Origin of the sequence: Pseudomonas sp. TH34 (genome assembly GCF_016650865.1) — a bacterium.
Lineage (GTDB): Bacteria > Pseudomonadota > Gammaproteobacteria > Pseudomonadales > Pseudomonadaceae > Aquipseudomonas > Aquipseudomonas yamanorum.
The window spans coordinates 337771-363669 of record NZ_JAEKFB010000001.1; the positions used below are offsets into that span (position 1 = coordinate 337771).

The following is a 25899-nucleotide window of genomic DNA, read 5'->3' on the forward strand; positions in this document are numbered from 1 at the left end:
AAACCAAACCGACTATAAAACTCGCCATCGCTCGCAACGTGCCGGAGGTACGAAATGCTTATTACGACTTCGCAAACAAAACCTTCCGAGACACTGCGGGCCGACAGCTTCTGGATGGAAATCTGGCAAAGTGGAGCTTTGAGCATCCAGGAAGCCGAAAGGCGGGCGCAGGGCTCGCGACGCTTAAAAGAGGCCTACTCGTCGGTACCCTTCTACGCGAAGAAGGCAGCTCGAGACTCTCAATTCTGGAGCAAATTTTACGCGAGCCGCGTGAATTCGTAGAAAAGGGCAATCTTGCGGGAATCTTCTACTGACCATCTGATACCCCCTCCTCCTAGACTCACTTATATTCACCAGCCCCCTCGCGTCAGAAAACATCGGCATATTCCGGCATATCCGCTTGGGGTCCTACACCTACTCGCTATATAGTAAAACGCATAACGCCTGACACTATAAAGCCGAGGAAAAGCCGGTGACCGCACAATCATCCAAGGAAGCTGTGGGCGTCGCCTACAGCATCGAGTCAATGCGCTACGCACAGGCCATGACCTGGCGCGCCATCGAAGCGCTGTCCAGGCTCATCCGCCCCGGCATGCTCGAATCCGAAGCCCGCGAACTCGGCAAAAAGGTCCTCGCCGACCTCGACATGCAGCGCATCTGGCACCCCCTGCTGGTGCGCTTTGGCGCCAACACCCTCAAGACCTTCAAGGAACGCTCCGACGGCGACCCGGTGCTGGGGGAAAACGACATCTACTTCATCGACATGGGCGCCGTGTGGCAAGGCCATGAAGGTGATGCGGGGGCGACATTCAGCACCGGCAACGACCCAGAGATGGCCGCGTGTGCGAGCGCGGCAAAAGCGTTGTTTGATCGGGTTGAGCAGCGCTGGAGGAACGACAAAGTCGTCGGCCTGGAGCTGTATCGTTTTGCCGAAGAACAAGCGAAGGAAATGGGTTGGGTGCTGAACCTGGACATCAAAGGGCACCGCGTCAGCGATTTCCCCCATGCGATTTATCGTGGCGGTGATCTTGGGGACTTTGACCAGTATCCCAATGAAGGGCTGTGGATTCTGGAGATACAGATCGCGCACCCGGGCGGGGCTTATGGTGCGTTTTACGAAGATTTGCTGGCTTAACTTTTCAAGGAATAAAGATGGAACGCTCGACCGAATTTCCCGTGCTGTTGTTTTCCTACGGCACGTTGCAGGACAAGGCTGTGCAGTTGGCCAACTTTGGTCGAGAGTTGGTGGGCCAGCAGGATGCGATGCTGGGGTATTCGACAAGCTGGGTAGAGATTACCGATCCCGAGGTGTTGGCTGCGAGTGGCAAGACCCATCATCCGATTGTTTCGCCGAGCGGGCGGAATGAGGACAGTGTTGAGGGGATGGTGTTTCAGATTACCGAGCAGGAGCTGGCGGCGGCGGATGCGTATGAGGTGTCGGACTATAAGCGGGTTTCGGTGGGGCTGGCTTCGGGGTTGACGGCTTGGGTGTATGTGCAGGCTTGAGAGCGTGCAGCTGGTCAATCGGAGTGATTTCCTACAGATCAATCGGAAGGCATGCCCTGCCCGCATCGTAATGCCAGGTCTATAGTCTTTCGGTCGCCGTCATGGCGACCGAGTTTGGCGACTCGAAGACAAATCTGAAAACTAAAACTCTGCGATCCAGTTTTTCAGGCGACGGCTGTTTTATGAAGGTCTAACTTGAAAAAGGTTAGCTATTTTTCTATTTGTCTCAGATGGACTCCCGTATGAATCAATATATGGCACTCACCAGCAACGACTGCACCACACCCGCCCTTTTCGTAGACACCACAGCACCGCTGGATGTCCTGCTTGATGCTGCAAACTATCGGATTCGCGCCGTAACCCAAGTTCTAGAAAACCTGGCGCTGCGTGCAGAAATCAGTAGTGATACGGTCGTGCTGGGCGACTTTTCCTTGCTCTGCGCAATTCCGTTACGCGATGGATGCGATCTGCTGGATGTCATAGGTCGGAGGATGGCAGCGCAGTATTCCTGACCCCATTGGCTTGACCCCGCAAAAACGAAAAAGGGACGACCTCTCCGTCATCCCTTTTTGCGAACATTACCCAACCTAAACACAACGTGTGCCACGAGCCTTATGCTCGTACTCCCACCCCTTACACGCCAACCCTACATGCTTGGGAATCAGAGCGGCCCCGCTGCTGTAGGAAGTAATGGTCCTACGAGTGAAGCCTAGTTCCACAGCCGCAGCGGAGAGCGACAGATTGTTGCTGAGCATCCACTTTCTGAAGTCCTGCGTCAGCATGACCTCGCCGGACTGTTCCAGCGCCAAACGATGCAAGGTGACGGAGGACAACTCCAGGTCATTGCCCCAAGTCACGTCAAAGCCCCACTCACCGACTTCAACCCGACCAAATAGAGCCAAGTCCTGAAGGGGTTTTAGAATCGGGAAGGTATTTATGTGATCAGTGAGATCAACGGTGTGCCGCTTACCGTTATTCCACTCAATTTCGATGGCATGCTTGCCGGCAACTGGTTGCACAGCAGAGATGCGAAGCTTGCTGGTCATAAGTCAGTTCCTCCGGTTTTGTTCATTCCATACGCGCCAAAGATCAGTGGTATGGACTCTTGCCCAAAGCAGGGCAGCTTTCAAGGCCTTGGTTTCGGCACCTTTGCCGAGAACCACCAGCCCTTCTATCTGAACCAACGACTCTCCGTCCGGCGTTTGCACGTGAAAGTGCGGCGGCGCGTGGTCGTCGGGATAGATTTTTATTTTCCAGTTTCGTTCACTGTGAAGGGTAGCCATGGGGACAGATGCTAGAGAAAATTTTTCTCTAGCACAACCCTGTATTCAAACCCCAGAAACCACAAAACCCCTGACTTCTCTCGAAACCAGGGGTTTTGTTTACATCGAATTTGGCGGTGAAGGAGAGATTCGAACTCTCGATACAATTTCTTGTATACACACTTTCCAGGCGTGCTCCTTAAGCCACTCGGACACTTCACCGTATCTCGTCAAACTGATTCAGTCTGTCGAGGCGCGCTAATGTAGTCGAAAGCTTTTCCGATGGCAAAGGTTTTTTTCAGAATTTTCATGCGCTTAGGCGGTTATGCCGTTCCAGACCTCTACGGCGCCATACACACCAAGGCGATTCTGCCATTCTCGGGCACTCGCGGCGCTTGTCTATAGTAGCTGCTGCGCCCTGCCGAAGGCCGCCTGCGGGCGGGCATGGGGGAAAAGTCTGACTGGGTAGTCAGTCACGGCGCTTTACCAGGGCGGGCGCGGTGGGTAACGTCTGCCGTCTGTCCTTCTATTACAAGCATTACAAGGAATCGCGTCATGAGTGAGTTGATTGCCTACCACCTCGAAGACGGTATCGCGACCCTGACCCTGAGCAACGGCAAGGTGAATGCCATTTCGCCGGCAGTGGTCAGTGCGTTTAATGAAGCGCTGGATCAGGCCGAGAAAGATCGGGCGGTGGTGATCATCACGGGCACGCCGGGGATTTTGTCCGGTGGCTATGATTTGAAGGTGATGACCGCCGGCCCTAAAGAAGCGGTGAGCCTGGTGACGTCGGGTTCCACCCTCGCCCGCCGCCTGTTGTCACACCCGTTCCCGGTGATCGTGGCGTGCCCTGGGCACGCGGTGGCCAAGGGCGCGTTCCTGTTGCTGTCGGCAGATTACCGGATCGGTGTGGACGGGCCTTTCAGTATTGGCCTGAATGAAGTGATGATCGGCATGACCATGCACCACGCCGGGATCGAGCTGGCGCGGGATCGTCTGCGTAAGTCGGCCTTCCACCGTTCGGTGATCAATGCCGAGATGTTTAACCCGCAGGACGCGTTGAGCGCCGGGTTCCTGGATAAGGTGGTCGCGCCGGAAGAATTGCAGGCCGCGGCGCTGGAAGCAGCTCGCCAACTGAAGAAGATCAATATGAACGCCCACAAGCACACCAAGCTGAAGGTGCGTAAGGCGCTGCTGGAAGCGCTGGATGACGCGATCATTCAGGATCAGGGGCACTTGGGTTAATCAAACCTACGCCTGCTGAATCGAAGCCCGACCTTGAGTCGGGCTTTTTCTTACAAAGAATTCCGGATTGCCTACAACCGCTCTAGGCGGTGTCTGTCACGGCACGTTGAAACATGCGCTTAAACATCGCCTATCTTCCGACTCTATAGGGGCAATTGCCGAATACAGTGCACATCCGTACACTGCGCCACCTTTTGTCCCGATGGGCTGTGTCGATGCTTTTTTTGTTACGCATGTTGTTGATGGGCCTGCATTTTATGATTGCGGGCGTACTGGGCGTGGTGCTCGGGATCTGTCGGCCGTTCAATCCGGACAACAGCCGTTACTGCGCACGCCTGTATGCCGTGCCGGCGATGTGGCTGTTGCGCCTGCGGGTGAAGGCTGAGGTCGACTCGCTGCGCAACAAGCCCAGCAGTTGCGTGATCATCGCCAACCATCAGTCCAACTATGACCTGTTTGTGTTTGGCACCGTGGTGCCCTACCGCACGGTGTGTATCGGCAAGAAGAGCCTGAAGTGGGTGCCGTTGTTTGGGCAACTGTTCTGGCTGGCGGGCAATGTGTTGATTGACCGGGGCAACGCCCACAAGGCGCGGCGCTCGATGCTGACCACCACACAAACCTTGCAGCATGCAGACACCTCGATCTGGGTGTTCCCGGAGGGCACGCGCAACTTCGGCGAAACCCTGCTGCCGTTCAAGAAAGGCGCGTTCCAGATGGCGATCGCCGCAGGCGTGCCGATTGTGCAGGTGTGTGTCAGCACTTACGTGAAGCAGATGAAGCTCAACCGCTGGAACAGTGGCGATATTCTGATTCGCTCGCTGCCGCCGATCCCTACGGCGGGGCTGACGATGGATGACATGCCGCTGTTAATGCAGACCTGCCGTGAGCAAATGCGCGATTGCATCGAGGCGATGGATCGCGAGCTGCAAACTGCGCCTGCAATCACTGGTGAACCCCGCCGAATTTGCTGACTCTGATTGGGCAGGGCAGCTAAGCTGCCTGACAGTTGTCATCTGCCATTCAAGAAGAAGCGATCAGCACTATGGGTAGAGTTGTTGCGGCCGCCGTCTATAGCGCCGGAAAGAAAGTCACCGATATCACCCTCGACGAAGGCGCCGCCTGGGCCGCCAAGCCCGACCACTTTGTGTGGATCGGCCTGGAAGAGCCCAGCGCCCTGGAACTGGCCAACCTGCAACGCCAGTTCAACCTGCACGAACTGGCCATCGAAGACGCCCTGGAAAAACATAGCCGCCCCAAGCTTGAAACCTTCGGCGACGCGCTGTTTATCGTGACCTATTCGCCGGTGCGCGATAACGGCAAGCTGGAGTTTATCGAAACCCATATCTTTGCCGGCAGCGGCTACATCATTACCGCCCGCAACGGCCACTCGGCGTCCTACGGCTACGTGCGCCAGCGTTGTGAGGCGCGGCCACTGTTACTGGAGCATGGGGAAGATTTCGTACTCTATGCGCTGCTGGACTTTGTTACCGAGAACTACCAGCCGGTGAGCGAGGCGATTCATGCCGAGGTCGATGACCTGGAACGCAACGTGTTGTGCAACTCCCTGAGTGAAGCGGATATCCAGAAACTCCACGGCCTGCGCCGCGATGTGCTGCGGCTGAAGCGCTACGTGGCGCCGATGGTGGAGATCAGTCAGGAGTTGCAGAAACTGAGCTTCCCGTTTATCGACAAGAACATGCGCCCGTACTTTCGCGATGTGCAGATTCACGTCACGCGGCAGATGGAAGACCTGACCACCCTGCGGGATATCGCCAGCCAGACCATCGAGATTGGGGTGTTGCTGGAAGCGTCGCGCCAGAGCGTGGTGCAACGCAAGTTTGCCGCGTGGGCAGCGATTCTGGCATTCCCGACGGCGGTGGCCGGGATCTACGGGATGAACTTCCAGAACATGCCGGAGCTGCAATGGCACTACGGCTATTTTGCGGTGCTGGGGTTTATTGCGGTGGGGTGTACGAGTTTGTGGGCCAGTTTCAAGCGTTCAGGCTGGCTGTAACAAACCTGCTCAATTTGCTGGAGATCAAACGTGTGGGAGCTGGCTTGCCTGCGATGCAGGCACCTCGGTTTGTCAGTGACACCAAGGTGATGCTATCGCAGGCAAGCCAGCTCCCACATTAATCTGCTTTGCCTTGAAGACCGTACTTCTTGCCCTGGACGGTTTCAGGCAGCTCCTGCTTCGGGTTTGTGCGCCACAAACCGCATCATCCATTCCGCTACGGTCACACCGTGGTGGTCTCGTTCCAAGCTGGCCACACCATTGGTGTAGACCTTTTCTCCCAGGGTTGTCTGAAGAATCTCCAGCAGCTCGCGGGAATAGTCGTGGATAAATTCCGGGTGGCCCTGGAAGCACAGCACCTGGTCTTCGATGTGGTACGCCGCAAACGGGCAGAATTCGCTGGAAGCGATCACTGTGGCGTTTTCCGGCAAGGTGGTGACCTGGTCCTGGTGGCTGATCAACAGCGTCAATTCTTCCACCACCGGGCTCATCCACGGTGCCTTGGCGTTCAGTTTGTAGTCATGGATGCCCATGCCCCAACCCTTGGTCGCCCGCTCGGTCTTGCCGCCCAACAGCAGCGCCAGCAACTGGTGGCCGAAGCAGATGCCGATCAGTTTGTCGCCGCGGGCATGGCGGTCCAGCAGGTAGGTCTTGAGGGTCTGGATCCAGGGATCGGTGCCGAAAGAGTCGGCCTTGCTGCCCGTCACGAGGTACGCGTCGAACACTTCTTCATCCGCCGGGTATTCGCCCTGCACCACGTTATAGATGACGAATTCGGCGGCAATCGGCTGTTTGGAAAACAGGCGCTTGAACATCTGCCCGTACCCTTGGTACTGATCGATCAGCCCAGGACGCAGGATATCGGTTTCCAGGATGCACACGCGTAACGACATAAAAAATACCTGACACGGCGATGGGAATAATGAACACCCCCAGAGCCTGCCTTGAAATACCCTTCCAAGGCAAGCCCGCTCCCACATTTTGATCACCGAAACGCTTCACCCTGTGCGGCTTTCTCCAACAGCAGCGCCGGTGGTGTGAAGCGCTCACCGTATTGCTCGGCCAGGTAACGGGCACGGGCGATGAAGTCGTTCAGGCCGTACTGGTTGATGAATTGCAGCGCCCCGCCACTCCAGGCGGCAAAACCGATACTGAAGATCGAGCCGACGTTGGCATCCGCCGTCGACATCAACACGCCCTCCTCCACACAGCGCACGGTTTCAATGGCCTGGATGAATAGCAAGCGGTCACGTACGTCCTGGGCCGAGATCCGTTGCTCGGGCTTTTCAAAGCGGCTTTTCAGCTCCGGCCACAGGTGTTTCTGCCCGCCCGCCGGGTAATCGTAGAAGCCGCCTCCAGCGGCCTTGCCCGGGCGTTGGTATTCGTTGAGCAACAGGTCGATCACGGCAAATGCCGGATGCTGGGGTAACGGCTTGCCCTCGGCCTGTAGGTCCTTGGCCGTCTGCTGGCGGATATGGCTCATGAGGCTGAGGGAAACTTCGTCAGAGACTGCCAGCGGTCCCACAGGCATGCCGGCCTTGCGTGCCTCGGTCTCGATCATCGGCGCGGCGACCCCTTCGCCGAGCATGGCGATGCCTTCGTTGGTGAAGGTGCCGAACACACGCGAGGTGAAGAAGCCGCGACTGTCGTTGACCACAATCGGGGTTTTCTTGATTTGCAGGACGAAATCGAAACCTCGGGCCAGGGTTTCGTCGCTGGTGTGGGTACCCTTGATGATTTCCACCAGGGGCATTTTGTCCACCGGGCTGAAGAAGTGCAGGCCGATAAACTTGCCCTGGTCGGGCACCGCCGTGGCCAGGCCGCTGATGGGCAAGGTGGAGGTGTTGGAGGCGATGACTGCGTCGGCCCCCACCACGCTCTGCGCAGCGGCCGAGACCTTGGCCTTGAGTTCCCGGTCTTCGAAGACGGCTTCGATGATCAGGTCGCAGCCGGCGAGGTCGGCATCGGATTCGGTAGGAATAATCCGCGCGAGGATGGTTTCCCGCTGCTCAGTGGTCAATTGCCCACGGCCGACCTTCTTGTCGAGCAACGCTGCCGAGTGGGCCTTGCCCTTCTCCGCCGCCGCCAGGTTGACGTCCTTCAGCACCACCTCAACGCCCGCCGAGGCGCTGACATAAGCAATGCCCGCCCCCATCATCCCGGCGCCAAGCACGCCGACCCTGCGTGTCACGTACGGCGCAAAACCCTGGGGTCGCGAGCTGCCGGCGTTGATTTCATTGAGCTGGAACCAAAAGGTGCCAATCATGTTTTTCGCCACTTGCCCGGTAACCAGCTCGGTGAAGTAGCGGGTTTCGATCAGGTGAGCGGTGTCGAAATCCACCTGGGCACCTTCCACGGCGGCGCAGAGGATTTTCTCCGGGGCCGGGAAGCAGCCGTTGGTTTTGGCGCGCAGGATCGATGGCGCAATGGCGAGCATTTGCGCGACCTTAGGATTGGAAGGCGTGCCGCCAGGGATCTGATAACCCTTGATGTCCCAACGCTGTTTCGCCTCGGGGTTGGCCAGAATCCACGCCCGGGACTTGGCCAGCAGCTCGTCACGATCTGCCGCCAGCTCGTCAATCAACCCGGCTTGCAGCGCCTGTTGCGGCGTAATCTTTTTGCCTTCCAGCAAGTAGGGCAAGGCCTTTTCCAGGCCCAGCATCCGCACCATGCGCACCACGCCGCCGCCACCCGGCAGCAGGCCAAGGGTGACTTCCGGCAAGCCAATCTGTACCGACTTGTGGTCCAGCGCCACGCGGTGCTGGCACGCCAGGCAAATCTCCCAACCACCGCCCAGTGCCGCGCCGTTGATGGCGGCCACCACCGGTTTGCCGAGGGTTTCCAGGGTGCGCAGTTGCGCCTTCAGCACCAGCACGCTGTCGTAGAAGTCCTTGGCGTGGGGCTGGTCGACCTTGATCAGTTCATTGAGGTCACCGCCTGCAAAGAAGGTCTTTTTCGCCGAGGTGATGATCACGCCCGCTATCGAATCCTTTTCGGCGTCCAGGCGGGCGACGGTGGCCGCCATGGCCTCGCGGTACACCCCGTTCATGGTGTTGGCGCTCTGGCCGGGCATGTCGATGGTCAGCACCACGATCTGGTCCTGGCCTTTTTCGTAACGAATGGCATCGGTCATGACTGATTCCTTAGGCTCAGAGGCGTTCGATGATGGTGGCGATACCCATGCCGCCGCCGACACACAGGGTGGCCAGGCCATAACGCTGCTGGCGCACCTCCAGTTCGTCGAGCAAGGTGCCGAGAATCGCGCAGCCGGTAGCGCCCAGCGGGTGGCCCATGGCGATGGAGCCGCCGTTGACGTTGACCCGGGCGGCGTCGATGCCCATGTCCTTGATGAACTTGAGCACCACCGACGCAAATGCCTCGTTAACCTCGAACAGGTCGATGTCTTCAACCCGCAGGCCAGCCTTGGCCAGGGCCTTGCGGGTGGCCGGTGCGGGGCCGGTGAGCATGATGGTGGGGTCAGTGCTGGTGACCGCCGTAGCGACGATGCGCGCCCGGGGTTGCAGGCCGAGTTCGCGGCCTTTGGCTTCAGAGCCGATCAGCATCAACGCCGCGCCGTCGACGATCCCGGAACTGTTGCCCGGTGTGTGCACGTGGTTAATACGCTCGACGTGGCTGTAGACCCGCAAGGCCGTGGCATCAAAGCCCATCTGGCCCATCATTTCGAAGCTGGGCTTGAGCTTGCCCAGGCCTTCGAGGGTGGAGTCGGCCCGGATGAACTCGTCCTGACCCAGCAGCACGATGCCATTCTGGTCCTGCACAGCGATCAGCGACTTGTTGAAGGAACCGTCTGATCTGGCCCGCGCTGCTTTCTGCTGTGAGTGCAAGGCAAAGGCATCGACGTCCTGGCGGGTAAAGCCTTCCAGCGTGGCAATCAGGTCGGCACCGATGCCCTGCGGGGTGAAGTGGCTGTGCATATTGGTTTGCGGGTCGAGTACCCAGGCGCCGCCGTCGCTGCCCATGGGCACGCGGGACATGGACTCGACGCCGCCCACCACCACCAGGTCTTCGAAGCCGGAGCGCACTTTCATCGCGCCGAGGTTCACGGCTTCCAGGCCCGAGGCGCAAAACCGGTTGATCTGCACACCGGCGACGCTGACGTCCCAGTCCGCCACCAACGCGGCGGTCTTGGCGATGTCGGCGCCCTGGTCCCCCACCGGCGTGACACATCCCAGGACGATGTCATCCACTTGCCGGGTATCGAGATCGGTGCGCTGTTGCAGCGCGGTCAGCAACCCGGCCACCAGGTTTACCGGCTTGACGCTGTGCAAGGCGCCATCCGCCTTGCCTTTGCCACGGGGCGTGCGTATCGCATCAAAGATCAAAGCTTGGGTCATGACGTCCTCGAATCACTGGGCTACGGATCGTGCCCTTACCTTAGGCGCCGGGGCGGCGGATTCAATGACCGAACCGCTCATTGACCTTGACGCACACGCTCAGACGAACGGTAGGAGGCTACGGGATTTGGCTGATTAATCGTTTTAGCTGTCTAGCCCTAGGGCTGGCGTCTGGCTGGCAATTGGCCTCATGCCTTTTTAATAAGTTTTCTTCAGGTAATGAGATGAAATGGATCTAAGCCATATAGAACGAGGGCTCTAAGGTTGAATCTGTAGGAGAAGTAAAAGGTTGCCGCCGGGTTTTGCTGGGGCACCTGTAAGAACTGTAAGAAAAGAGTCATGTAGCACCGTCATAGTTGAATCGACCGGCACGCATTTGACGCTCAGGAATAACAACAAAAGGCAGTCAGCCATGTTCAAGCATTCGAAAGTACGTCAGGCGGGACTTATTCTTTTCGCCACCACACTGATTCTGATCTTGCCCAATCTAACCAAGGTTATTGGGTGACGTCTAACGCCCCCCCATTCTGCGCAAACACAGCGCCAGGATCGCAGCCTTTGGCAGCACCTTTCGGGATATTGCGTATAGCGATCCCGTCAGGGGCTGCCGTTTTGCGTGCCGGTTTCAGGTAGTTTTGCGGTATCGTGAACCCGCATCGCCACTCAAACACGGGCCCTTCCTTGAAACAGATCATCGTCCTCCTGAGCTTGCTGCTCGCCTTGCCGGCGTCTGCCGCACAGCTGACCATCGAGTTGGATCACACCCGTAAAACCTGGGAAACCGCCGAGCTGCTCAAGCGCTCGGATGCACAGACGGTGCAGATCGTTGATGACGTTTCCTACAAGCGCAACATGACGTATCGCGCGGTACCGTTGGCAGCGCTGTTGCCGGGCATCACGCCGGAAAATCATCTGCAGGCGGTGGCGCTTGACGGCTTTGCCGCAGAACTGACGGCGGCACCGCTGCTATCAAAAAGCGGCGCGCGGGCCTGGTTGGCGGTAGAAGACCCGGCGCACCCATGGCCGCCGCTGGCGGACGGCAAACCCAGTGCCGGGCCGTTTTATCTGGTTTGGACGGACCCGCAGGCCGGGTCTATCAGCCCTGAGCAATGGCCGTTTCAGATCTCCGGCATCAAGCAGTTGAAGACGGTGGCGGAGCGCTTTCCGGCGTTGTTACCGGACCCGAAACTGGCGGCGAATGATCCGGTGAATCAAGGCTTCGCGCTGTTCCAAAAGAACTGCCTGGCGTGTCATCGCCTCAACGGGGCTGGCGATGCGCAGGTGGGGCCGGACTTGAATATTCCCTACAACCCCACTGAATATTTCGCCGGGGATTTCCTCAAGCGCTACATCCGCGACCCGCAAAGCATGCGGCATTGGCCACAGGCGAAGATGCCGGCGTTTGCCACCAGCGTGCTGCCGGATGCGGACCTGGATTTGCTGGTGGGGTACTTGAAGCATATGGCAGGCAGAAAGCAGCCTTAAGGCTCGGGTAAATCTGTGGCGAGGGAGCTTTCCTGCTACACAAAGCTCCCTCTCTCTCCCGGAATCCTACTGCTGCTGCACCGAAATCACCGGTGTCGGTGCCACAAATACCTTGGCATGCATCTGCTCATGCCCTCCCCCACGGCGCATGCCCCGCACCGGGCAGGCGTCCAGGTAATCCAGGCCCACCGCCAGCTTCAGATGCCGCTCCGGCCGCGCCAGTTGATTGGTCACGTCAAAGCTGTACCAGGCGTCATCCAGCCAGGCTTCGGCCCAGGCGTGGCTGGCCAGGTGCTCGCAGTCTTCGCTGTACAAATACCCCGACACGTACCGCGCAGGAATACCCAGGCTACGGGCACAGGCCAGGAAGGCGTGGGTGTGGTCCTGGCACACCCCGGCACGCCCGGCAAACGCCTTGGCCGCACAGGTGTCGACTTCGGTAGAGCCGGGCGAATAGGTCATGTACTGGTTCAGCGCATGCATCAGATCAATCAACGCACTGCGGTCGCGGCGCTGGTGGCAATGCTTTTCGGCAAAGCTGCGCAAGGCATCGTCCGGCTCGGTCAAGCGGGTGCAGCGCAGGAACGGAAATGCCGACTGGCTTTCATGTTCCGCCTCGCGCAATTCATCGATATCCACCTGGCCACGGGCGCCGATGATGATGGCTTCGTGGGGCTCATCCAGGGTCAGCACGTGCAGGATGTTACCGAACGGGTCCAGTTGCGCCCGCACCGGCCGGGGCAGGTCCAGTTGCCAGCTCAGGACGTGCTGACGCTCGCTGTCGTGGGGCGTGAGACGCAGGTACTGGATGCTGGCACGCACCTGGTCTTCGTAGTGGTAGGTGGTTTCGTGGCTGATGGAAAGTCTCATGCCGCCTCCAGGTAGGAACTGTAAATAGCATCGCCCAGCTCGCGCACGAGCGGGATGAAGTCGGTCAGCCAAGCGTGCAGGCCTTCCTCGAGAATTTCGTCGATCGCGGTAAAGCGCAGGCGTGCATCCATTTCAGCCGCCAGGCGCTGGGCCGGGCGACCGTTGATGCCGGGCAGGCTGCCAAGGATCTGGTCGATCTCTTCACTGCACGCCCGCAGCGAACGCGGCACATCGGCGCGGAGCAGCAACAGTTCGGCGACTTGCCGGGCGCCTGGGGCGTCACGGTAGATCTCGGTGTAGGCCTCGAAAGAGGACAAGGCCCTTAATAGCGCACTCCACTGATAGTAGGCGTGGGCGGTGCCATCGGTGACCGCTTCGGCCTGGTCACCGGCCATTTCATAGCGGGCATCCAGCAGGCGCAGGGTGTTGTCAGCGCGTTCGATAAAGGTGCCGAGGCGGATAAAACGAAAAGCGTCGTTACGCATGATGGTGCCGTAGGTGGCGCCACGGAACAGGTGGGAGCGTTCCTTGACCCACTCGCAGAACCGGCTCATGCCATAACGGCTTAGGCCCTGCTGGGCGATGTCGCGAATTTCCAGCCAGGTGGCGTTGATGTTTTCCCACATGTCGGCGGTGATTCGCCCACGTACGGCGTGGGCACTGGCCCGGGCCGCACCGAGGCAGCTGTAGATGCTGGCGGGGTTGGCCGCATCCAGGGCGAAGAAGTGCAGCAAGCGCTCGGCGTGCAGCTCACCGTGACGCTCGCGGTAATCATCGAGGGTGCCGGTGATCAGCAGCGGCATCGCCAGTTCATGCAAGCCATCGCCGCGCCCGTCCTGGGGCATCAGCGACAGCGAATAACTGACGTCGAGCATCCGTGCGAGGTTTTCCGCACGCTCCAGATACCGTGACATCCAATACAAATCCGAGGCAGTTCTACTCAACATATTTCAATCCTCGACCACCCAGGTGTCTTTGGTGCCGCCGCCCTGGGACGAGTTGACCACCAGCGAACCTTCCCGCAGCGCCACGCGGGTCAGGCCGCCGGGCACCACACGGGTTTCCTTGCCTTGCAGCACGAACGGGCGCAGGTCGATGTGGCGTGGGGCGATGCCGTTTTCGACGAAGGTCGGGCACGTCGACAGGCACAGGGTTGGCTGCGCGATATAGGCGTGGGGCTTGGCCTTGATGCGTGCGCGGAAGGCTTCGATTTCCGCCGCCGAGGCGGCCGGGCCGACCAACATGCCGTAGCCACCGGAGCCCTGGGTTTCCTTCACCACCAGCTCCGGAAGGTTGGCCAGCACGTGGGACAGTTCACTGGGATTACGGCACTGGAACGTCGGAACATTCTTCAGGATCGGTTCCTCATCCAGGTAAAAACGGATCATCTCGGTGACGAAGGGGTACACCGACTTGTCATCCGCCACCCCGGTGCCGATGGCATTCGCCAGCACCACATTGCCCGAGCGGTACGCCGCCAGCAGGCCCGGCACGCCGAGCATGGAGTCCGGGTTGAAGGCCAGCGGGTCGAGGAACGCGTCGTCGAGGCGGCGGTAGATCACATCCACCGCCTTGGGGCCGTCAGTGGTGCGCATGAACACGCGGTCATCGCGAACAAACAGGTCGGCACCTTCCACCAATTCCACGCCCATTTCCCGGGCCAGGAATGCATGTTCGAAGAACGCACTGTTGAAACGTCCCGGGGTGAGTACCACCACGCTGGGGTTATCCAGCGGGCTGGAGCTTTTCAGGGTGTCGAGCAACAGATTGGGGTAATGATCGATGGGCGCGATGCGCTGGGCGGCGAACAGTTCGGGGAACAGACGCATCATCATCTTGCGGTCTTCGAGCATATAGCTGACACCGCTGGGGGTGCGCAGGTTGTCCTCGAGGACGTAGTAAGTACCGTCGCCATCGCGTACGAGGTCGACGCCGGAGATGTGGGAATAGATATCGCGGTGCAGGTCCAGGCCCTGCATCGCCAACTGGTATTGCTCGTTGGCCAGCACTTGCTCGGCAGGGATGATCCCGGCCTTGATGATCCGTTGTTCGTGGTACAGGTCGGCGAGAAACATGTTCAGCGCCTTGACCCGCTGGATGCAGCCGCGCTCGACGATCCGCCACTCACTGGCTGGTATGCTGCGGGGAATCGTGTCGAAGGGAATCAGGCGCTCGGTGCCTTGCTCATCGCCATACAGTGTGAAGGTGATACCGGCCCGGTGAAACAGCAAATCGGCCTCACGGCGGCGCTGGGCCAGCAGCTCGGCAGGCGTCTCGGCCAACCAGCGGGCGAACTCACGGTAATGGGGGCGCACCTGCCCTGCCCCGTCGTACATCTCATCGTAATAAGTGCGGATCATGCCGTACTCCTTGTCACCCGGACGCCAGAACCATCGCAAGGCCCGTGCCAGCGGCATAAACACTTAAGTTTCAATCAGTTGGAGATAGGCACAGGTCTCACTGCACCGTCCCGGTGCAGCAAATGCCCGCTGTCATGGGCGGCGCCTCATTGCAATGCAGGCCATGACTATCACCAGCATAGTCAGAGTTGATTTCACCGCGCGGCAAACCCTGCGGATAATCACCTCCATCGGCTGAACAGGACATGTCCTACAGCCTGAACCTTTGCTTGATGGGTAACGTGATACGGCATGTACCGATCGGTTCCCCTTCGCTCCGATCTTCCCTTTGACCACCCTGCTCGGGTGGTTTTTTTTGCGCCGGATTTTTCCCAAGCCAGAAACAAAAACGGCCGACCCAAAGGTCAGCCGATACGCTGTGTTGTTGCTCATGCCGCTACATGGGTAACCCACGCACCTCCTGTTTCACGCCCCATCCCTCAATGATCCCGCCCAAAGGCTCGACCACTGCCTCAAAGTCCTGCTCGAAGTCTCCTATGCCGTCGTAGGTGGCGAACATGATTTTGCTCAGTTCCAGGTACCAGGCGCCGTCATCCCGCGCGCTGACCTGGGCATTCAGGGATTCCCCACGAAACCGACCCGCAGCCCGGCGCGCACGTTCCTCATCCGGGAAAATGGCGTAGAACTCGATGGGGTGGAAACGTGAGAAGTCAAAGCCGCCCTCTTTCATGCGGCGCAACACGTTGGTGCTGATGTCTTCTTGATAGGCTGTGCTCATGAAACGTCCTCCTCACACCGATGGATAGACTTTCCGTGCTTCCCAAGGCCCGCGCTGCAAGGGCGCAGGTGTTACGGCAATGAAGTCGCCGCTGGGAGACAAGCATGTAGCTGACAAGACCAGACCTTAGCGATTCATTCGCTGATCTCCATTGCAGAGTAGCGCGAAGCTTTCAGCTCCACCAGAGTCTGTTTAAGGGTGTACAGGGAATGTTCAGGCGGCGGGGTCGACCTTGAGGTCTTTAATGCTGTTTTGATCTTTCAGGATCTTCACCGTGGGCTCGGCAACACGCCCCTCGAGATCGTTGAGATCCAATTCCTTCAGCACCGGAGACACGCGAGCGCGAACCAGGCGCGCAGCCTCTTCAAGGGTCGGTTTTTGCTCGCATTCGAATTGCTCGACTACCGACTCACCATGATCATCAGTGAAGGAAACGTTCCACTTTGGCATCAGAGCCTCCTCGATAAAACCCATGGGTGGGCTTACATCTATCTGGACCTTGAGGGCTTGGAAATCGTTCCACTCAAGGCAGGAGGCACCTGATCAACTGCAGTTACTTTTCAGCGTGTTCTTTCAGGGCTTTCAAGGTGTTGAACGGTGCGTCCACCACAAACTTGTTGGCTAACCACGACGGCACGCTGCCACCTGGCTCGGTGTGCACCTGATAGGTCACTTCGGTCAGGTTGTCGCCTTTAGGCACCAGCTTCCAGTAACCGTCAACCTGGGCTACGCGCACATAGCCTTTGACTTCGGGCTGGTAGGTCGGCACTTCCAACAGCTTGCGGGTCACGCTGCCGTCGGCGGCCTTGGTGGTGGTGATTTCCAGGATCGAGTCACGGTCGGTGACCGGGAACGGGGCCTTGAACTGGGTGTAGGTCCAGCTCTTGTCACCTTCTTGCTTAAGCAGTTTTTGCGATTTGCATTCGTGGATCCAGGAACAGGCCCCGGCCACGTCTTCCTGCAACGCCTGGATCTTGGCCAGCGGTGCCTTGATGGTGGTCACACCGCGATAAGCCTTGTATTTGGAGCCGGCAATTTCACTCAACGACACTTTGATGCCGTCTTCATCCTTGGCAGTCTGCCAGTCTTCAGCGTGCGCTGCGGCAGCAAACATCACGGTAAAACCGCACAACACAGCAATTCGTTTCAGTGAACCCATGGTCTTATTCCTTATTGTTGAAGTTCAGTACTTTGAACAGCCCACTAAGCCGCGGTCATCTGTTCCCACCAGCCGATCAACTTGATCGCTTCTGCCTGGCTGTTGCCACACACTTCGATATCCGGCTGGAACGAACTGCACACCGCCGGCCGCTCTGGCTGGCCAAACAACTGGCACAGTTGTTCGACCGAAAGATGCAGGCAGCGTTCGCCCGCCGGTTTGCCGGCAGGCATCCCCGGCAACGGAGAACTGATGGATGGGGCAATGCAGCAAGCGCCACAGCCTTCACGGCATTTCATGACGAACAGATCCTCGACAACTCAGTGTTGATGGCCACGTAAGACTACGCGCTTAAACAGACGTTTTAAATTGGCCTAATAGGGGTTTTTCACCGAAAACAAAAGTGACTGGCCAGTCTGCGACAGAAGGTCAGGGGGACGCGTCACTTTCAGTCGTCGGGTTTATTGCTTGAACTGGAAATCCAGCGCAGCGCCTTCTACCTCGCGGCGTTCTTCGTTGCGCAGTTGCAGCTGCATTTCATTGCTGAGCAGGCGCCCGTTGATCTGGAACGCGCTGTTATCGGTGGGTTTCTCGGCAAACATCGGCGGCAGCAGCGGCACATTCTTCGGCTGCGGCATGGTGCCCAGAGGTTGCAGGTGGCGAACCATGTTCGACGGCAGGCTCAAATCCAGTTCCGCAGGCGGCAATTGAGTCTTGGCCACTTCGTGGGCTGATTTGGACTTGCTGGCAATAGGCGCACGCTTTTTAGCCGGTGCTGCTTTCTTGACGGGTGCTTTCTTCGTCACCGGTGTCTTCTTTACCGCAGCGGCTTTCTTCGCCGGTGCCTTCTGCTGGGTGCTGGCAGCAGCGGCTGTTTCACCGGCGGGAGCCGCCAGGACGGCGCCAGCGTTACACAGGCTTAACACGCAGATCAGCAGCGCAGCAGGAAAGGTATAAGTCATATCGCCAGCAGCATTAACGGCAGAAGGCCATATGCTCGCTTGTTGAGGGCGGTATGACAAGCATGGTAATTAGCCAGCTACCCTACGTGTCCCCTTTCCATGCCTCAGAAACCCGCCGCAGTCTCCTGGCACAACTGGCTCGCCAGCATGCCGAGGGTCATCAGCGCGCGCTCCGCCTCACGGTTCCACGGCGTGCCGCAGTTCAGGCGAATACAGTGGTTGAACTGTTCTGTATTACTGAAGATCAGCCCCGGTGCAATGCTGATGCCTTGCTGCAAGGCACGCACGTGCAGTTCCTGGGTATTGACCCGTCCCGGCAAACTGACCCACAGGATAAAACCGCCGGTCGGCCGGGTCATCTGGGTGCCTTCGGGGAAATACTGTTGCACTGCCAGCTGGAACGCGCTGAGGTTCTTGCGATACTCCTGGCGGATATAGCGCAAGTGCCGGTCGTAACCGCCGTTTTCCAGGTACGCCGCCGTGCCCATCTGGGTCACGCTGCACGCCGAATGGGTGCTGAACATTTGCAGGCGCTGGATTTCCTGCTGGTACTTGCCGGCGATCATCCAGCCGATGCGGATGCCCGGTGACAAGGTTTTGGAAAAACTGGAGCAATAGATGACACGGTCCAGGCGGTCGTAGGCTTTGAGCGCCTTGGTGCGACCCAGTTCGAACATCAGTTCGCCGTAGATATCGTCCTCGACCACCTGGATATCGAAATCCGACGCCAAGCGCAGCAACTGTTTCTGCCGCTCTTCGGGCATGGTGCCGCCCAGCGGATTGCTCAGGCGCGTGGTCAGCACCAGGGCCTTGATCGACCATTGGTTGGCCGCCAGTTGCAGGGCCTCCAGGCTCATGCCGGTGGCCGGGTCGCTGGGAATTTCGATGACCTTCAGACCGAGCAAATCCGCCAGTTGCAACAAGCCGTAATAAGTCGGCGATTCGGCGGCGATCAAGTCGCCGGGACGGGTCAGGACCCGTAGCGACATCTGCAATGCGTCGACACACCCGTGGGTGATCACCACTTCGGACGGATCGACCACCACCCCGGCATCCCGCATACGGATCGCCACCTGGCGCCGCAGCGGTTCAAAACCCGGGCTGAACATGTAGCTGAACGCCCGCGGGCTCTGGAATCGCGTGACCTTGGCCAGTTGCTGGTGCAGTGCACGCACCGGCAAGTAGTCGACACTCGGCACGGCAGCCCCCAGCGGGAACACGCCTTCGCGACGGGATTCGACCAACACCTGTTGAATGATGCTGCTGCGGGTGACCAACCCTGGACGCTCGACCCGGGCAATATCCGGCGTAGGCGCGGTGAGCGCCGGCGTCTGGTGCACGTAATACCCGGACTGCGGCCGCGCGCGAATCAACCCCTGGTCTTCCAGGTTCGCGTAGGCCTGCAACACGGTGGCGTGGCTGACATTGAGCTGGGAGCTCATTTTGCGCACCGAAGGCACGCGCTCGCCCGGTTGATAGACACCGCGGCGGATATCCTCAGCCAGTTGCTGGGCGATACGTTGGTAAAGCAACAGATTGGTCATGACGCAGCACTCGATTTCACGGGTATTTTATTTTTGTGTGAAACATACCGGCACAGTTTAGAAGTGTACGGGGACAGTTGCCACAATAGTCGAGCGTGGGCGGCAGTGATAGAAAAAACTGTAAGGGTGGTGAACTGAATGGCGGGCACAAAAAACCCGATCACTGATCGGGCTTTTATGGGAGCTGTCGAGCACCAAGCCAGGCTGCGATGCAGGAACTGAGGTCTCGCAGGTTCACCGAGGCGATACTATCGCAGCCTCGCTGGGGCTCGACAGCTCCTACAGGATCACCTTTGAGCTTGAGTACCTGGTTTAGCGAGCAGCGCCCAGTTGGCCTTTCTCGTCGGAGAACACTATTTCTACCCGACGGTTCTGCGCCCGGCCACGCTCCGAAGCGTTGACGTCAACCGGGTACTGATCGCCGTAGCCTTCGACCTGAATGCGTTTTTCATCGATACCCAGGTCGCTCAGTACATCGGCCACCGCTTGGGCGCGGTCCCGAGACAGTTTGAGGTTTTCCTGCTCGCCACCGGTATTGTCGGTGTAACCCTCGATACGCACCACGCGCTTGGGGTTCAACTGCAGGAACTGTACGACTTTGAGCACCGTGCGGTTGGCCGAGTTTTGCAGCTCTGCCTCGCCAGTGTCGAACAGCACGTCACCCAGCGTCATCACCAGCCCGCGATCAGGCTGGACGGTGGTCAGACTGGAAATCTGCGCCTCAATCCATTTGCCCTGTTGCTGCACGCTGGCCAGCTTGGCTTCACGCAGGGCCAGCTGCAGACGCTGGCGTTCCAGCTCCAGCTTGACCCCACGCTCCTGATTGAGTGCCTGCTCGGTGTGTTCCCGGGCAATCGCGCTGTAGCGCTGGCTCAGGTAGGCGTAATGCGCCACATCGGCGCCGCTGCCCCAGAAGCTGGAGAAACGGTCGGCCCGGGCCAGGGACTCACCCGCACGTATCACGTCTTTGGGCGCGATACGCAGCACATTCGAGTCTTCCTTGACCTTCTGAAAGTCACTGCTCGCCTGTTGCAAGGCGAGGTTACTGTCGGGATGGGTCGCACAACCACCGAGGGCACTGCCCAGCAACACCACACAGCTCAACCCACGAATCAACGGGCTCATTGGGCGTCTCCCAACTGCAACTGCTTGCGCAGGCGGGTGATACGGGTGTTGAGCACGTTCAGTTGCTCCTGGCTTTTGCGGGTCAGCACCCGCGCTTCCGCCAGGCGGGCGTCCAGCTCGGCTTCTTCAGCCTGCATGCGGGCGTCCTTGTAGGATTCATCGGCCATGTCGGCCTTGGCCTGGGTGAACTTGTCTTCAGCCAGCTTCAGCTCCGGCGAGTCATCGGCGACGGCGCCCACGGCGTTGGCTTGCTCCAGGGCTTGCTGGGTCAGGCGCATTTGTTCATTCGGCGCAGGATCGGCTGCACATCCCGCCAGAGCTACAACGGCGAGGGCCGCGAAAAAAGGTCGAATAGTCACTGAAAATCCCTACTTTGTTGGGGTGCCGACGGGTTGCTGCAACTGCGCTTTCCAGCGCTCGAGATTGCGCTGCAGCGCGGTTTCCGCCAGACCGGACGCGGGCAATTCTGTCATCTTTTTGGCGAGCTGTCCGCGCAACCACGGATCGTTGCAGGCGGAGTTGTGGGAAATCGCCAGGTAGAGTCCCGGCTGGTCGATGGGTATTTCCCGCGCCACCAGGTCGTTGCTCATGCCCAGGGTCTGGGCCATGGCCATGCCGGAATAACGTCCGGCGAGTACGTAGTCCACTTCCCCCAGCAGCAGCTTCTGAAACGCCGGGGTCAAGGTGGGCAGGCGTTGCAGGGTCAGTTGCTCACCGGCGAAGGTTTCAAAGTCACGGCTCAGGCGCGCCCTTTCCGACACCGCGCCCTTGTGGCCATGCAGGTCGCTGGGCTGGTTGTAGGCCAGGGCCGAATCCCTGCGGGTCCAGACCAGGTAATCGGTTTGCACCAATGCCGGGTGGATGTAATCGAGGGCATCCAGAGCGTCGAGGGTCAACGGCGCATCGGCGAGGATGTCCATGCGCCCGCTGCGCACTTCGTCCAGAGCCACGGAGCGCTTGCCGCCGTACAGCAGGTCGATTTTCACCCCGAGGTCCTTGGCCACTTGCTGCAACATGTCGGCGGTGGCGCCGATCAAGTGCGTGGGGTCCTGGGGATCACGCCACAGATAAGGCGGTGCGTCCGGGCTGCCGGTGATCACCAGGCGATCACATTTGCCAGCCGCCAACGACACCGTCGGCAGCAGCGACAGGGCCAGCAGTACAGTCCAGGGACGCAATTCCATGGCAGGGTTCTCCCATTCAAAAATTACCGGGCAAAAAAAAGCCCGGTCAAAAGACCGGGCTCTTTATAAGTGAAGCGACTGGATTAGACCAGCTTCTCCAACTCGGGTACGGCTTCGAACAAGTCTGCCACCAGGCCGTAATCAGCCACCTGGAAGATCGGCGCTTCTTCGTCCTTGTTGATCGCAACGATCACCTTGGAGTCTTTCATACCGGCCAAATGCTGGATCGCGCCGGAGATACCGACGGCGATGTACAGCTGTGGCGCAACGATTTTGCCGGTCTGACCGACCTGCATGTCGTTCGGTACAAAACCTGCGTCGACGGCAGCGCGGGAAGCGCCGACCGCAGCGCCCAGCTTGTCAGCCAGGGCGTACAGGTGCTTGAAGTTGTCGCCGTTCTGCATGCCGCGACCGCCGGAAACCACGATCTTGGCAGCGGTCAGTTCCGGACGATCGGACTTGGCCAGCTCTTCGCCTACGAAGCTGGAAGTGCCAGCGTCGTGAGCAGCAGCCACAGCTTCAATCGCAGCCGATCCACCTTCAGCAGCAACCGGGTCGAAACCGGTGGCACGCACGGTGATGACTTTTACCGAGGCAGTGGACTGCACGGTAGCGATGGCGTTACCGGCATAGATCGGACGCTTGAAGGTGTCGGCGCTTTCAACCGAAACGATCTCGGAGATCTGGTCAACGTCCAGCTGCGCAGCAACGCGCGGCAGGATGTTTTTGCCGTTGGAGGTAGCGGCAGCCAGGATGTGGCTGTAGCCAGCGCCCAGCTCTGCTACCAGCGGGGCAACGTTTTCCGGCAACTGGTGAGCGTAGGCCGCGTTGTCGGCGACCAGTACTTTGCTCACGCCAGCGATTTTTGCAGCGGCTTCAGCCACGGCGCCAACGTTTTGGCCGGCGACCAGCACGTGGATATCACCACCGATTTTGGCGGCGGCGGCAACAGTGTTCAGGGTGGCCGGGGCCACAACCTTGTTGTCGTGTTCTGCGATTACCAAGATAGTCATGGTTAGATTACCTTCGCTTCGTTTTTCAGTTTCTCGACCAGTTCAGCCACCGACTTGACCTTGATGCCCGCGCTGCGTGCAGCCGGCGCTTCGACTTTTACGGTCTTGTTGGTGGAGGCGGTGGAAACGCCCAAAGCATCCGGAGTCAGCACTTCGAGAGGCTTCTTCTTGGCTTTCATGATGTTTGGCAGGGACGCGTAGCGCGGCTCGTTCAAACGCAGGTCGGTGGTGACGATGGCTGGCAGTTTCAGGGAAACTGTTTGCGCGCCGCCATCGATTTCGCGGGTCACGGCAACCTTGTCGCCGCTCACTTCGACTTTCGAGGCGAAGGTGCCCTGGCCGTAACCGGTCAGTGCAGCCAGCATCTGGCCAGTCTGGTTGTTGTCGCTGTCGATGGCTTGTTTGCCGAGGATCACCAGTGATGGCTGTTCCTTGTCGACAACAGCTTTCAACAACTTGGCAACGGCCAGGGAAGTCAGCTCTTCAGCGGATTCGACGAGGATGGCGCGATCGGCACCCAGCGCCAGGGCGGTACGCAGCTGCTCTTGAGCAGTGGTCGGACCGATGGAAACGACGACGATTTCAGTCGCAACGCCTTTCTCTTTCAGGCGTACGGCTTCTTCCACGGCGATTTCGCAGAAAGGGTTCATCGACATCTTGACGTTAGCGAGGTCGACGCCGGAATTGTCCGCCTTGACGCGAACTTTCACGTTGTAATCGACAACGCGTTTGACAGCTACAAGAACCTTCATGGATTCCTCGTTACTCTCCGGTGAAAAGAAAGTCGCCTAGGCGAACCTGGCGGTTGATGCTCATCGGCACACAAGGGCACCTCCAAAAACACCGGCGATCGTCGGCGGGGGACCTTGCTCACGGGAGTGATGACCGTTCGTCAGCGGTGACTGAGAGGTCATTCATTATCGTGGCGTGTAAACTGCGCGCCATCGTGGCTCGCGCGTCACCCTTATTTGCCTTCAGCCTGTCTTTCGAGGTGGCCTTGAAACCCACAGTCTGCCTACGGGATGCGCAAAACCGACCGTATATTGACCGGAACGCCTATTCCGGTCAATACGGCAAAATGGTCAGTTATAAGCCGCGTTGCTTTGATTTACCTAGCTTGCGGGCAATTCAAACAAACGTTTGTATTGGACGCTGAGAGTGGTGTAGATATAATGCGCCACCTAGAGAGAAAGGTGGGTCGTCCCCTGCCCCTTGCATGAGATTTATGCAGGCATTGCCGGACGAATTACCGAACCTCCACCCATTAGAAAAAAAAGCCGTTGAGCCTTGAGTAGGAGATAGCCTGTGGAACGCGAATACATGGAATTCGACGTGGTCATCGTCGGCGCTGGCCCGGCAGGCCTGTCTGCCGCCTGCCGATTGAAGCAGAAGGCCGCCGAAGCCGGTAAGGAAATCAGCGTCTGCGTGGTCGAAAAAGGCTCCGAAGTCGGCGCTCACATCCTGTCCGGTGCCGTGTTTGAACCCCGTGCCCTGAACGAATTGTTCCCGGACTGGAAAGAACTCGGCGCACCGCTCAACACCCCTGTTGTGCGTGATGACATCTATGTACTGCGCTCCAGCGAAGCGGCCACCAAGGTGCCTGACTTCTTTGTGCCCAAGACCATGCACAACGAAGGCAATTACATTATCTCCCTGGGCAACCTGTGCCGCTGGCTCGCCCAGCAGGCCGAGAACCTGGGCGTGGAAGTCTACCCAGGCTTCGCCGCCCAGGAAGCACTGTTCGACGAAAACGGCGTGGTGCGTGGGATCATCACCGGTGACCTCGGCGTCGACCGTGAAGGCCATCCAAAAGAAGGCGTCTACACCCCGGGCATGGAGCTGCGTGGCAAGTACACGCTGTTCGCCGAAGGTTGCCGTGGGCACATCGGCAAGCAGCTGATCCAGCGCTTCAACCTGGACAGCGACGCTGACGCCCAGCACTACGGCATCGGCCTGAAAGAAATCTGGGAAATCGACCCGGCCAAGCATCAACCAGGCCTGGTAGTCCACACCGCCGGTTGGCCGTTGGACATCATGAGCGCCGAGAACACCGGTGGTTCGTTCCTCTATCATCTGGAAAACAACCAGGTGGTCGTGGGCTTGATCGTCGACCTGTCCTACAGCAACACCTTCCTGTCGCCGTTCGACGAGTTCCAGCGCCTCAAGCATCACCCGGTGCTGGCCCAGTACCTGGAAGGCGGCAAGCGCATCAGCTACGGCGCCCGTGCCATCTGCAAAGGCGGCCTGAACTCGCTGCCGAAAATGGTGTTCAAGGGCGGCGCGCTGATCGGTTGCGACCTGGGCACCCTGAACTTCGCCAAGATCAAAGGCAGCCACACCGCCATGAAGTCCGGCATGCTCGCGGCTGACGCCGTGGCCGACCGCCTGTTCGCCGAATCCGAAGGCGGCGACGAACTGACCGCTTACGTCGACAGCTTCAAGAACAGCTGGCTCTACGAAGAACTGTTCGCCAGCCGCAACTTCGGCCCGGCGATGCACAAGTTCGGCCCGATCCTCGGTGCCGGCTTCAACTGGTTCGACCAGAATATCCTCGGCGGCAAAATGCCGTTCACCCTGCACGACACCAAGCCGGACTACGCCTGCCTCAAACTGGCCAAGGACAGCAAGAAAATCGATTACCCGAAACCCGACGGCAAGCTGAGCTTCGATAAGCTGAGCTCGGTGTTCATCTCCGGTACCAACCACGAAGAAGAACAGCCGTGCCACCTGAAGCTGAAAGACCCGAGCATCCCGATCGGCACCAACCTGCCGCTCTACGATGAGCCGGCGCAGCGCTACTGCCCGGCCGGCGTGTATGAAGTGATCACCAAGGAAGACGGCGAGAAGCGCTTCCAGATCAACGCCCAGAACTGCGTGCACTGCAAGACCTGTGACATCAAGGACCCTTCGCAGAACATTACCTGGGTGACACCGGAAGGTGCGGGTGGGCCGACTTACCCGAATATGTAAGGCATTGGCTTGAAAAACGAGGCCCCCGAATGGGGGCCTTTTTTGTGGCCCGGAAAAAGCCCCATCG

General features: G+C 59.0%; 28 protein-coding genes and 1 tRNA gene. 9 read left to right on the top strand and 20 right to left on the bottom strand.

Annotation, left to right across the window (positions count from 1 at the left end; all coding sequences use genetic code 11):
* Nucleotides 1-38: 38 nt before the first annotated feature.
* From JFU58_RS32510 to JFU58_RS01565, 4 genes are all read left to right on the top strand, one after another.
* Complete coding sequence (locus JFU58_RS32510) at nt 39-314, top strand: hypothetical protein (protein ID WP_161635744.1); 276 nt, start codon at nt 39-41, stop codon at nt 312-314.
* A 158-nt stretch (nt 315-472) separates the two neighbouring features.
* The gene (locus tag JFU58_RS01555) at nt 473-1135 is read left to right on the top strand and encodes a M24 family metallopeptidase (RefSeq protein ID WP_201139733.1); all 663 of its coding nucleotides are present in this window, start codon (nt 473-475) and stop codon (nt 1133-1135) included.
* 17 nt (nt 1136-1152) lie between these two features.
* Nucleotides 1153-1506, top strand: coding sequence for a gamma-glutamylcyclotransferase family protein (locus JFU58_RS01560; protein ID WP_008434891.1), 354 nt, complete (start codon nt 1153-1155; stop codon nt 1504-1506).
* A gap of 242 nt (nt 1507-1748) precedes the next feature.
* Nucleotides 1749-2018, top strand: coding sequence for a short-chain dehydrogenase (locus tag JFU58_RS01565; RefSeq protein WP_087692753.1), 270 nt, complete (start codon nt 1749-1751; stop codon nt 2016-2018).
* 75 nt (nt 2019-2093) lie between these two features.
* Here JFU58_RS01565 and JFU58_RS01570 read toward each other — a convergent pair whose 3' ends face one another.
* The 3 genes from JFU58_RS01570 to JFU58_RS01580 form a co-directional block, all read right to left on the bottom strand.
* A complete protein-coding gene (locus JFU58_RS01570) occupies nt 2094-2552 on the bottom strand; it encodes a DUF2442 domain-containing protein (RefSeq protein ID WP_087692754.1) in 459 nt (152 codons plus the stop codon).
* A gap of 3 nt (nt 2553-2555) precedes the next feature.
* Nucleotides 2556-2789: a DUF4160 domain-containing protein gene (locus JFU58_RS01575; protein WP_169385986.1), complete on the bottom strand. Its 234-nt coding sequence runs from the start codon at nt 2787-2789 to the stop codon at nt 2556-2558.
* A 111-nt stretch (nt 2790-2900) separates the two neighbouring features.
* Nucleotides 2901-2990 (bottom strand) — tRNA-Ser (locus JFU58_RS01580).
* A gap of 333 nt (nt 2991-3323) precedes the next feature.
* Between JFU58_RS01580 and JFU58_RS01585 the strand changes: the two genes are divergently transcribed.
* The 3 genes from JFU58_RS01585 to JFU58_RS01595 all read left to right on the top strand — a co-directional run bounded on the left by JFU58_RS01585 (nt 3324) and on the right by JFU58_RS01595 (nt 6027).
* Entirely contained in the window at nt 3324-4013 is a 690-nt protein-coding gene (locus tag JFU58_RS01585) for a crotonase/enoyl-CoA hydratase family protein (RefSeq protein ID WP_076015114.1), read from the top strand.
* A 215-nt stretch (nt 4014-4228) separates the two neighbouring features.
* Nucleotides 4229-4984 (top strand): lysophospholipid acyltransferase family protein, encoded by a 756-nt coding sequence (locus tag JFU58_RS01590; RefSeq protein WP_201139734.1) that lies wholly within the window; start codon nt 4229-4231, stop codon nt 4982-4984.
* Between the two features lie 71 nt (nt 4985-5055).
* Complete coding sequence (locus JFU58_RS01595) at nt 5056-6027, top strand: magnesium and cobalt transport protein CorA (RefSeq protein WP_201139735.1); 972 nt, start codon at nt 5056-5058, stop codon at nt 6025-6027.
* 164 nt (nt 6028-6191) lie between these two features.
* Here the strand turns inward: JFU58_RS01595 and JFU58_RS01600 are convergent, their stop codons facing one another.
* The 3 genes from JFU58_RS01600 to JFU58_RS01610 form a co-directional block, all read right to left on the bottom strand.
* Entirely contained in the window at nt 6192-6920 is a 729-nt protein-coding gene (locus JFU58_RS01600; protein WP_169385989.1) for an amidotransferase, read from the bottom strand.
* A 92-nt stretch (nt 6921-7012) separates the two neighbouring features.
* Entirely contained in the window at nt 7013-9160 is a 2148-nt protein-coding gene (locus tag JFU58_RS01605; protein WP_201139736.1) for a 3-hydroxyacyl-CoA dehydrogenase NAD-binding domain-containing protein, read from the bottom strand.
* Between the two features lie 16 nt (nt 9161-9176).
* Nucleotides 9177-10382 (bottom strand): acetyl-CoA C-acetyltransferase, encoded by a 1206-nt coding sequence (locus tag JFU58_RS01610; RefSeq protein ID WP_201139737.1) that lies wholly within the window; start codon nt 10380-10382, stop codon nt 9177-9179.
* A 681-nt stretch (nt 10383-11063) separates the two neighbouring features.
* On the opposite strand from JFU58_RS01610, the gene JFU58_RS01615 reads away from it, so the two are divergent.
* Entirely contained in the window at nt 11064-11867 is an 804-nt protein-coding gene (locus tag JFU58_RS01615) for a c-type cytochrome (protein ID WP_177025759.1), read from the top strand.
* A 66-nt stretch (nt 11868-11933) separates the two neighbouring features.
* On the opposite strand, the gene JFU58_RS01620 is transcribed toward JFU58_RS01615, so the two are convergent.
* The 14 genes from JFU58_RS01620 to JFU58_RS01685 form a co-directional block, all read right to left on the bottom strand.
* A complete protein-coding gene (locus JFU58_RS01620) occupies nt 11934-12737 on the bottom strand; it encodes a transglutaminase family protein (protein WP_010165966.1) in 804 nt (267 codons plus the stop codon).
* Nucleotides 12734-13684, bottom strand: a complete 951-nt coding sequence (locus tag JFU58_RS01625; RefSeq protein ID WP_063027996.1) for an alpha-E domain-containing protein — start codon at nt 13682-13684, stop codon at nt 12734-12736. Before JFU58_RS01625 ends, JFU58_RS01620 begins: the two co-directional genes overlap by 4 nt.
* 3 nt (nt 13685-13687) lie before the next feature.
* A complete protein-coding gene (locus JFU58_RS01630; protein ID WP_017475776.1) occupies nt 13688-15097 on the bottom strand; it encodes a circularly permuted type 2 ATP-grasp protein in 1410 nt (469 codons plus the stop codon).
* A gap of 436 nt (nt 15098-15533) precedes the next feature.
* Nucleotides 15534-15875, bottom strand: a complete 342-nt coding sequence (locus JFU58_RS01635) for a ribonuclease E inhibitor RraB (RefSeq protein ID WP_003193463.1) — start codon at nt 15873-15875, stop codon at nt 15534-15536.
* A gap of 213 nt (nt 15876-16088) precedes the next feature.
* Nucleotides 16089-16349 carry a hypothetical protein gene (locus JFU58_RS01640; protein WP_017475778.1) on the bottom strand — a complete coding sequence of 87 codons (261 nt, stop codon included), beginning with the start codon at nt 16347-16349 and terminating at the stop codon, nt 16089-16091.
* A gap of 79 nt (nt 16350-16428) precedes the next feature.
* Entirely contained in the window at nt 16429-17034 is a 606-nt protein-coding gene (locus JFU58_RS01645) for an START domain-containing protein (protein ID WP_063027992.1), read from the bottom strand.
* A 44-nt stretch (nt 17035-17078) separates the two neighbouring features.
* A complete protein-coding gene (locus tag JFU58_RS01650; RefSeq protein ID WP_026077765.1) occupies nt 17079-17333 on the bottom strand; it encodes a YkgJ family cysteine cluster protein in 255 nt (84 codons plus the stop codon).
* A gap of 162 nt (nt 17334-17495) precedes the next feature.
* Nucleotides 17496-17996, bottom strand: a complete 501-nt coding sequence (locus JFU58_RS01655; protein ID WP_201139738.1) for a translation initiation factor 2 — start codon at nt 17994-17996, stop codon at nt 17496-17498.
* A 104-nt stretch (nt 17997-18100) separates the two neighbouring features.
* Nucleotides 18101-19540 (bottom strand): aminotransferase-like domain-containing protein, encoded by a 1440-nt coding sequence (locus tag JFU58_RS01660; protein WP_008434911.1) that lies wholly within the window; start codon nt 19538-19540, stop codon nt 18101-18103.
* 312 nt (nt 19541-19852) lie between these two features.
* Entirely contained in the window at nt 19853-20665 is an 813-nt protein-coding gene (locus JFU58_RS01665; RefSeq protein WP_093207362.1) for an OmpA family protein, read from the bottom strand.
* Complete coding sequence (locus JFU58_RS01670) at nt 20662-21024, bottom strand: DUF4398 domain-containing protein (protein WP_063027986.1); 363 nt, start codon at nt 21022-21024, stop codon at nt 20662-20664. Before JFU58_RS01670 ends, JFU58_RS01665 begins: the two co-directional genes overlap by 4 nt.
* 9 nt (nt 21025-21033) lie before the next feature.
* Nucleotides 21034-21849: a substrate-binding periplasmic protein gene (locus JFU58_RS01675; protein ID WP_201139739.1), complete on the bottom strand. Its 816-nt coding sequence runs from the start codon at nt 21847-21849 to the stop codon at nt 21034-21036.
* A gap of 83 nt (nt 21850-21932) precedes the next feature.
* Nucleotides 21933-22862, bottom strand: coding sequence for an electron transfer flavoprotein subunit alpha/FixB family protein (locus tag JFU58_RS01680; protein ID WP_201139740.1), 930 nt, complete (start codon nt 22860-22862; stop codon nt 21933-21935).
* A 2-nt stretch (nt 22863-22864) separates the two neighbouring features.
* Complete coding sequence (locus JFU58_RS01685) at nt 22865-23614, bottom strand: electron transfer flavoprotein subunit beta/FixA family protein (RefSeq protein ID WP_004371224.1); 750 nt, start codon at nt 23612-23614, stop codon at nt 22865-22867.
* Between the two features lie 553 nt (nt 23615-24167).
* On the opposite strand from JFU58_RS01685, the gene JFU58_RS01690 reads away from it, so the two are divergent.
* Nucleotides 24168-25832, top strand: coding sequence for an electron transfer flavoprotein-ubiquinone oxidoreductase (locus tag JFU58_RS01690; protein ID WP_063027982.1), 1665 nt, complete (start codon nt 24168-24170; stop codon nt 25830-25832).
* The last annotated feature ends 67 nt before the right edge of the window (nt 25833-25899 follow it).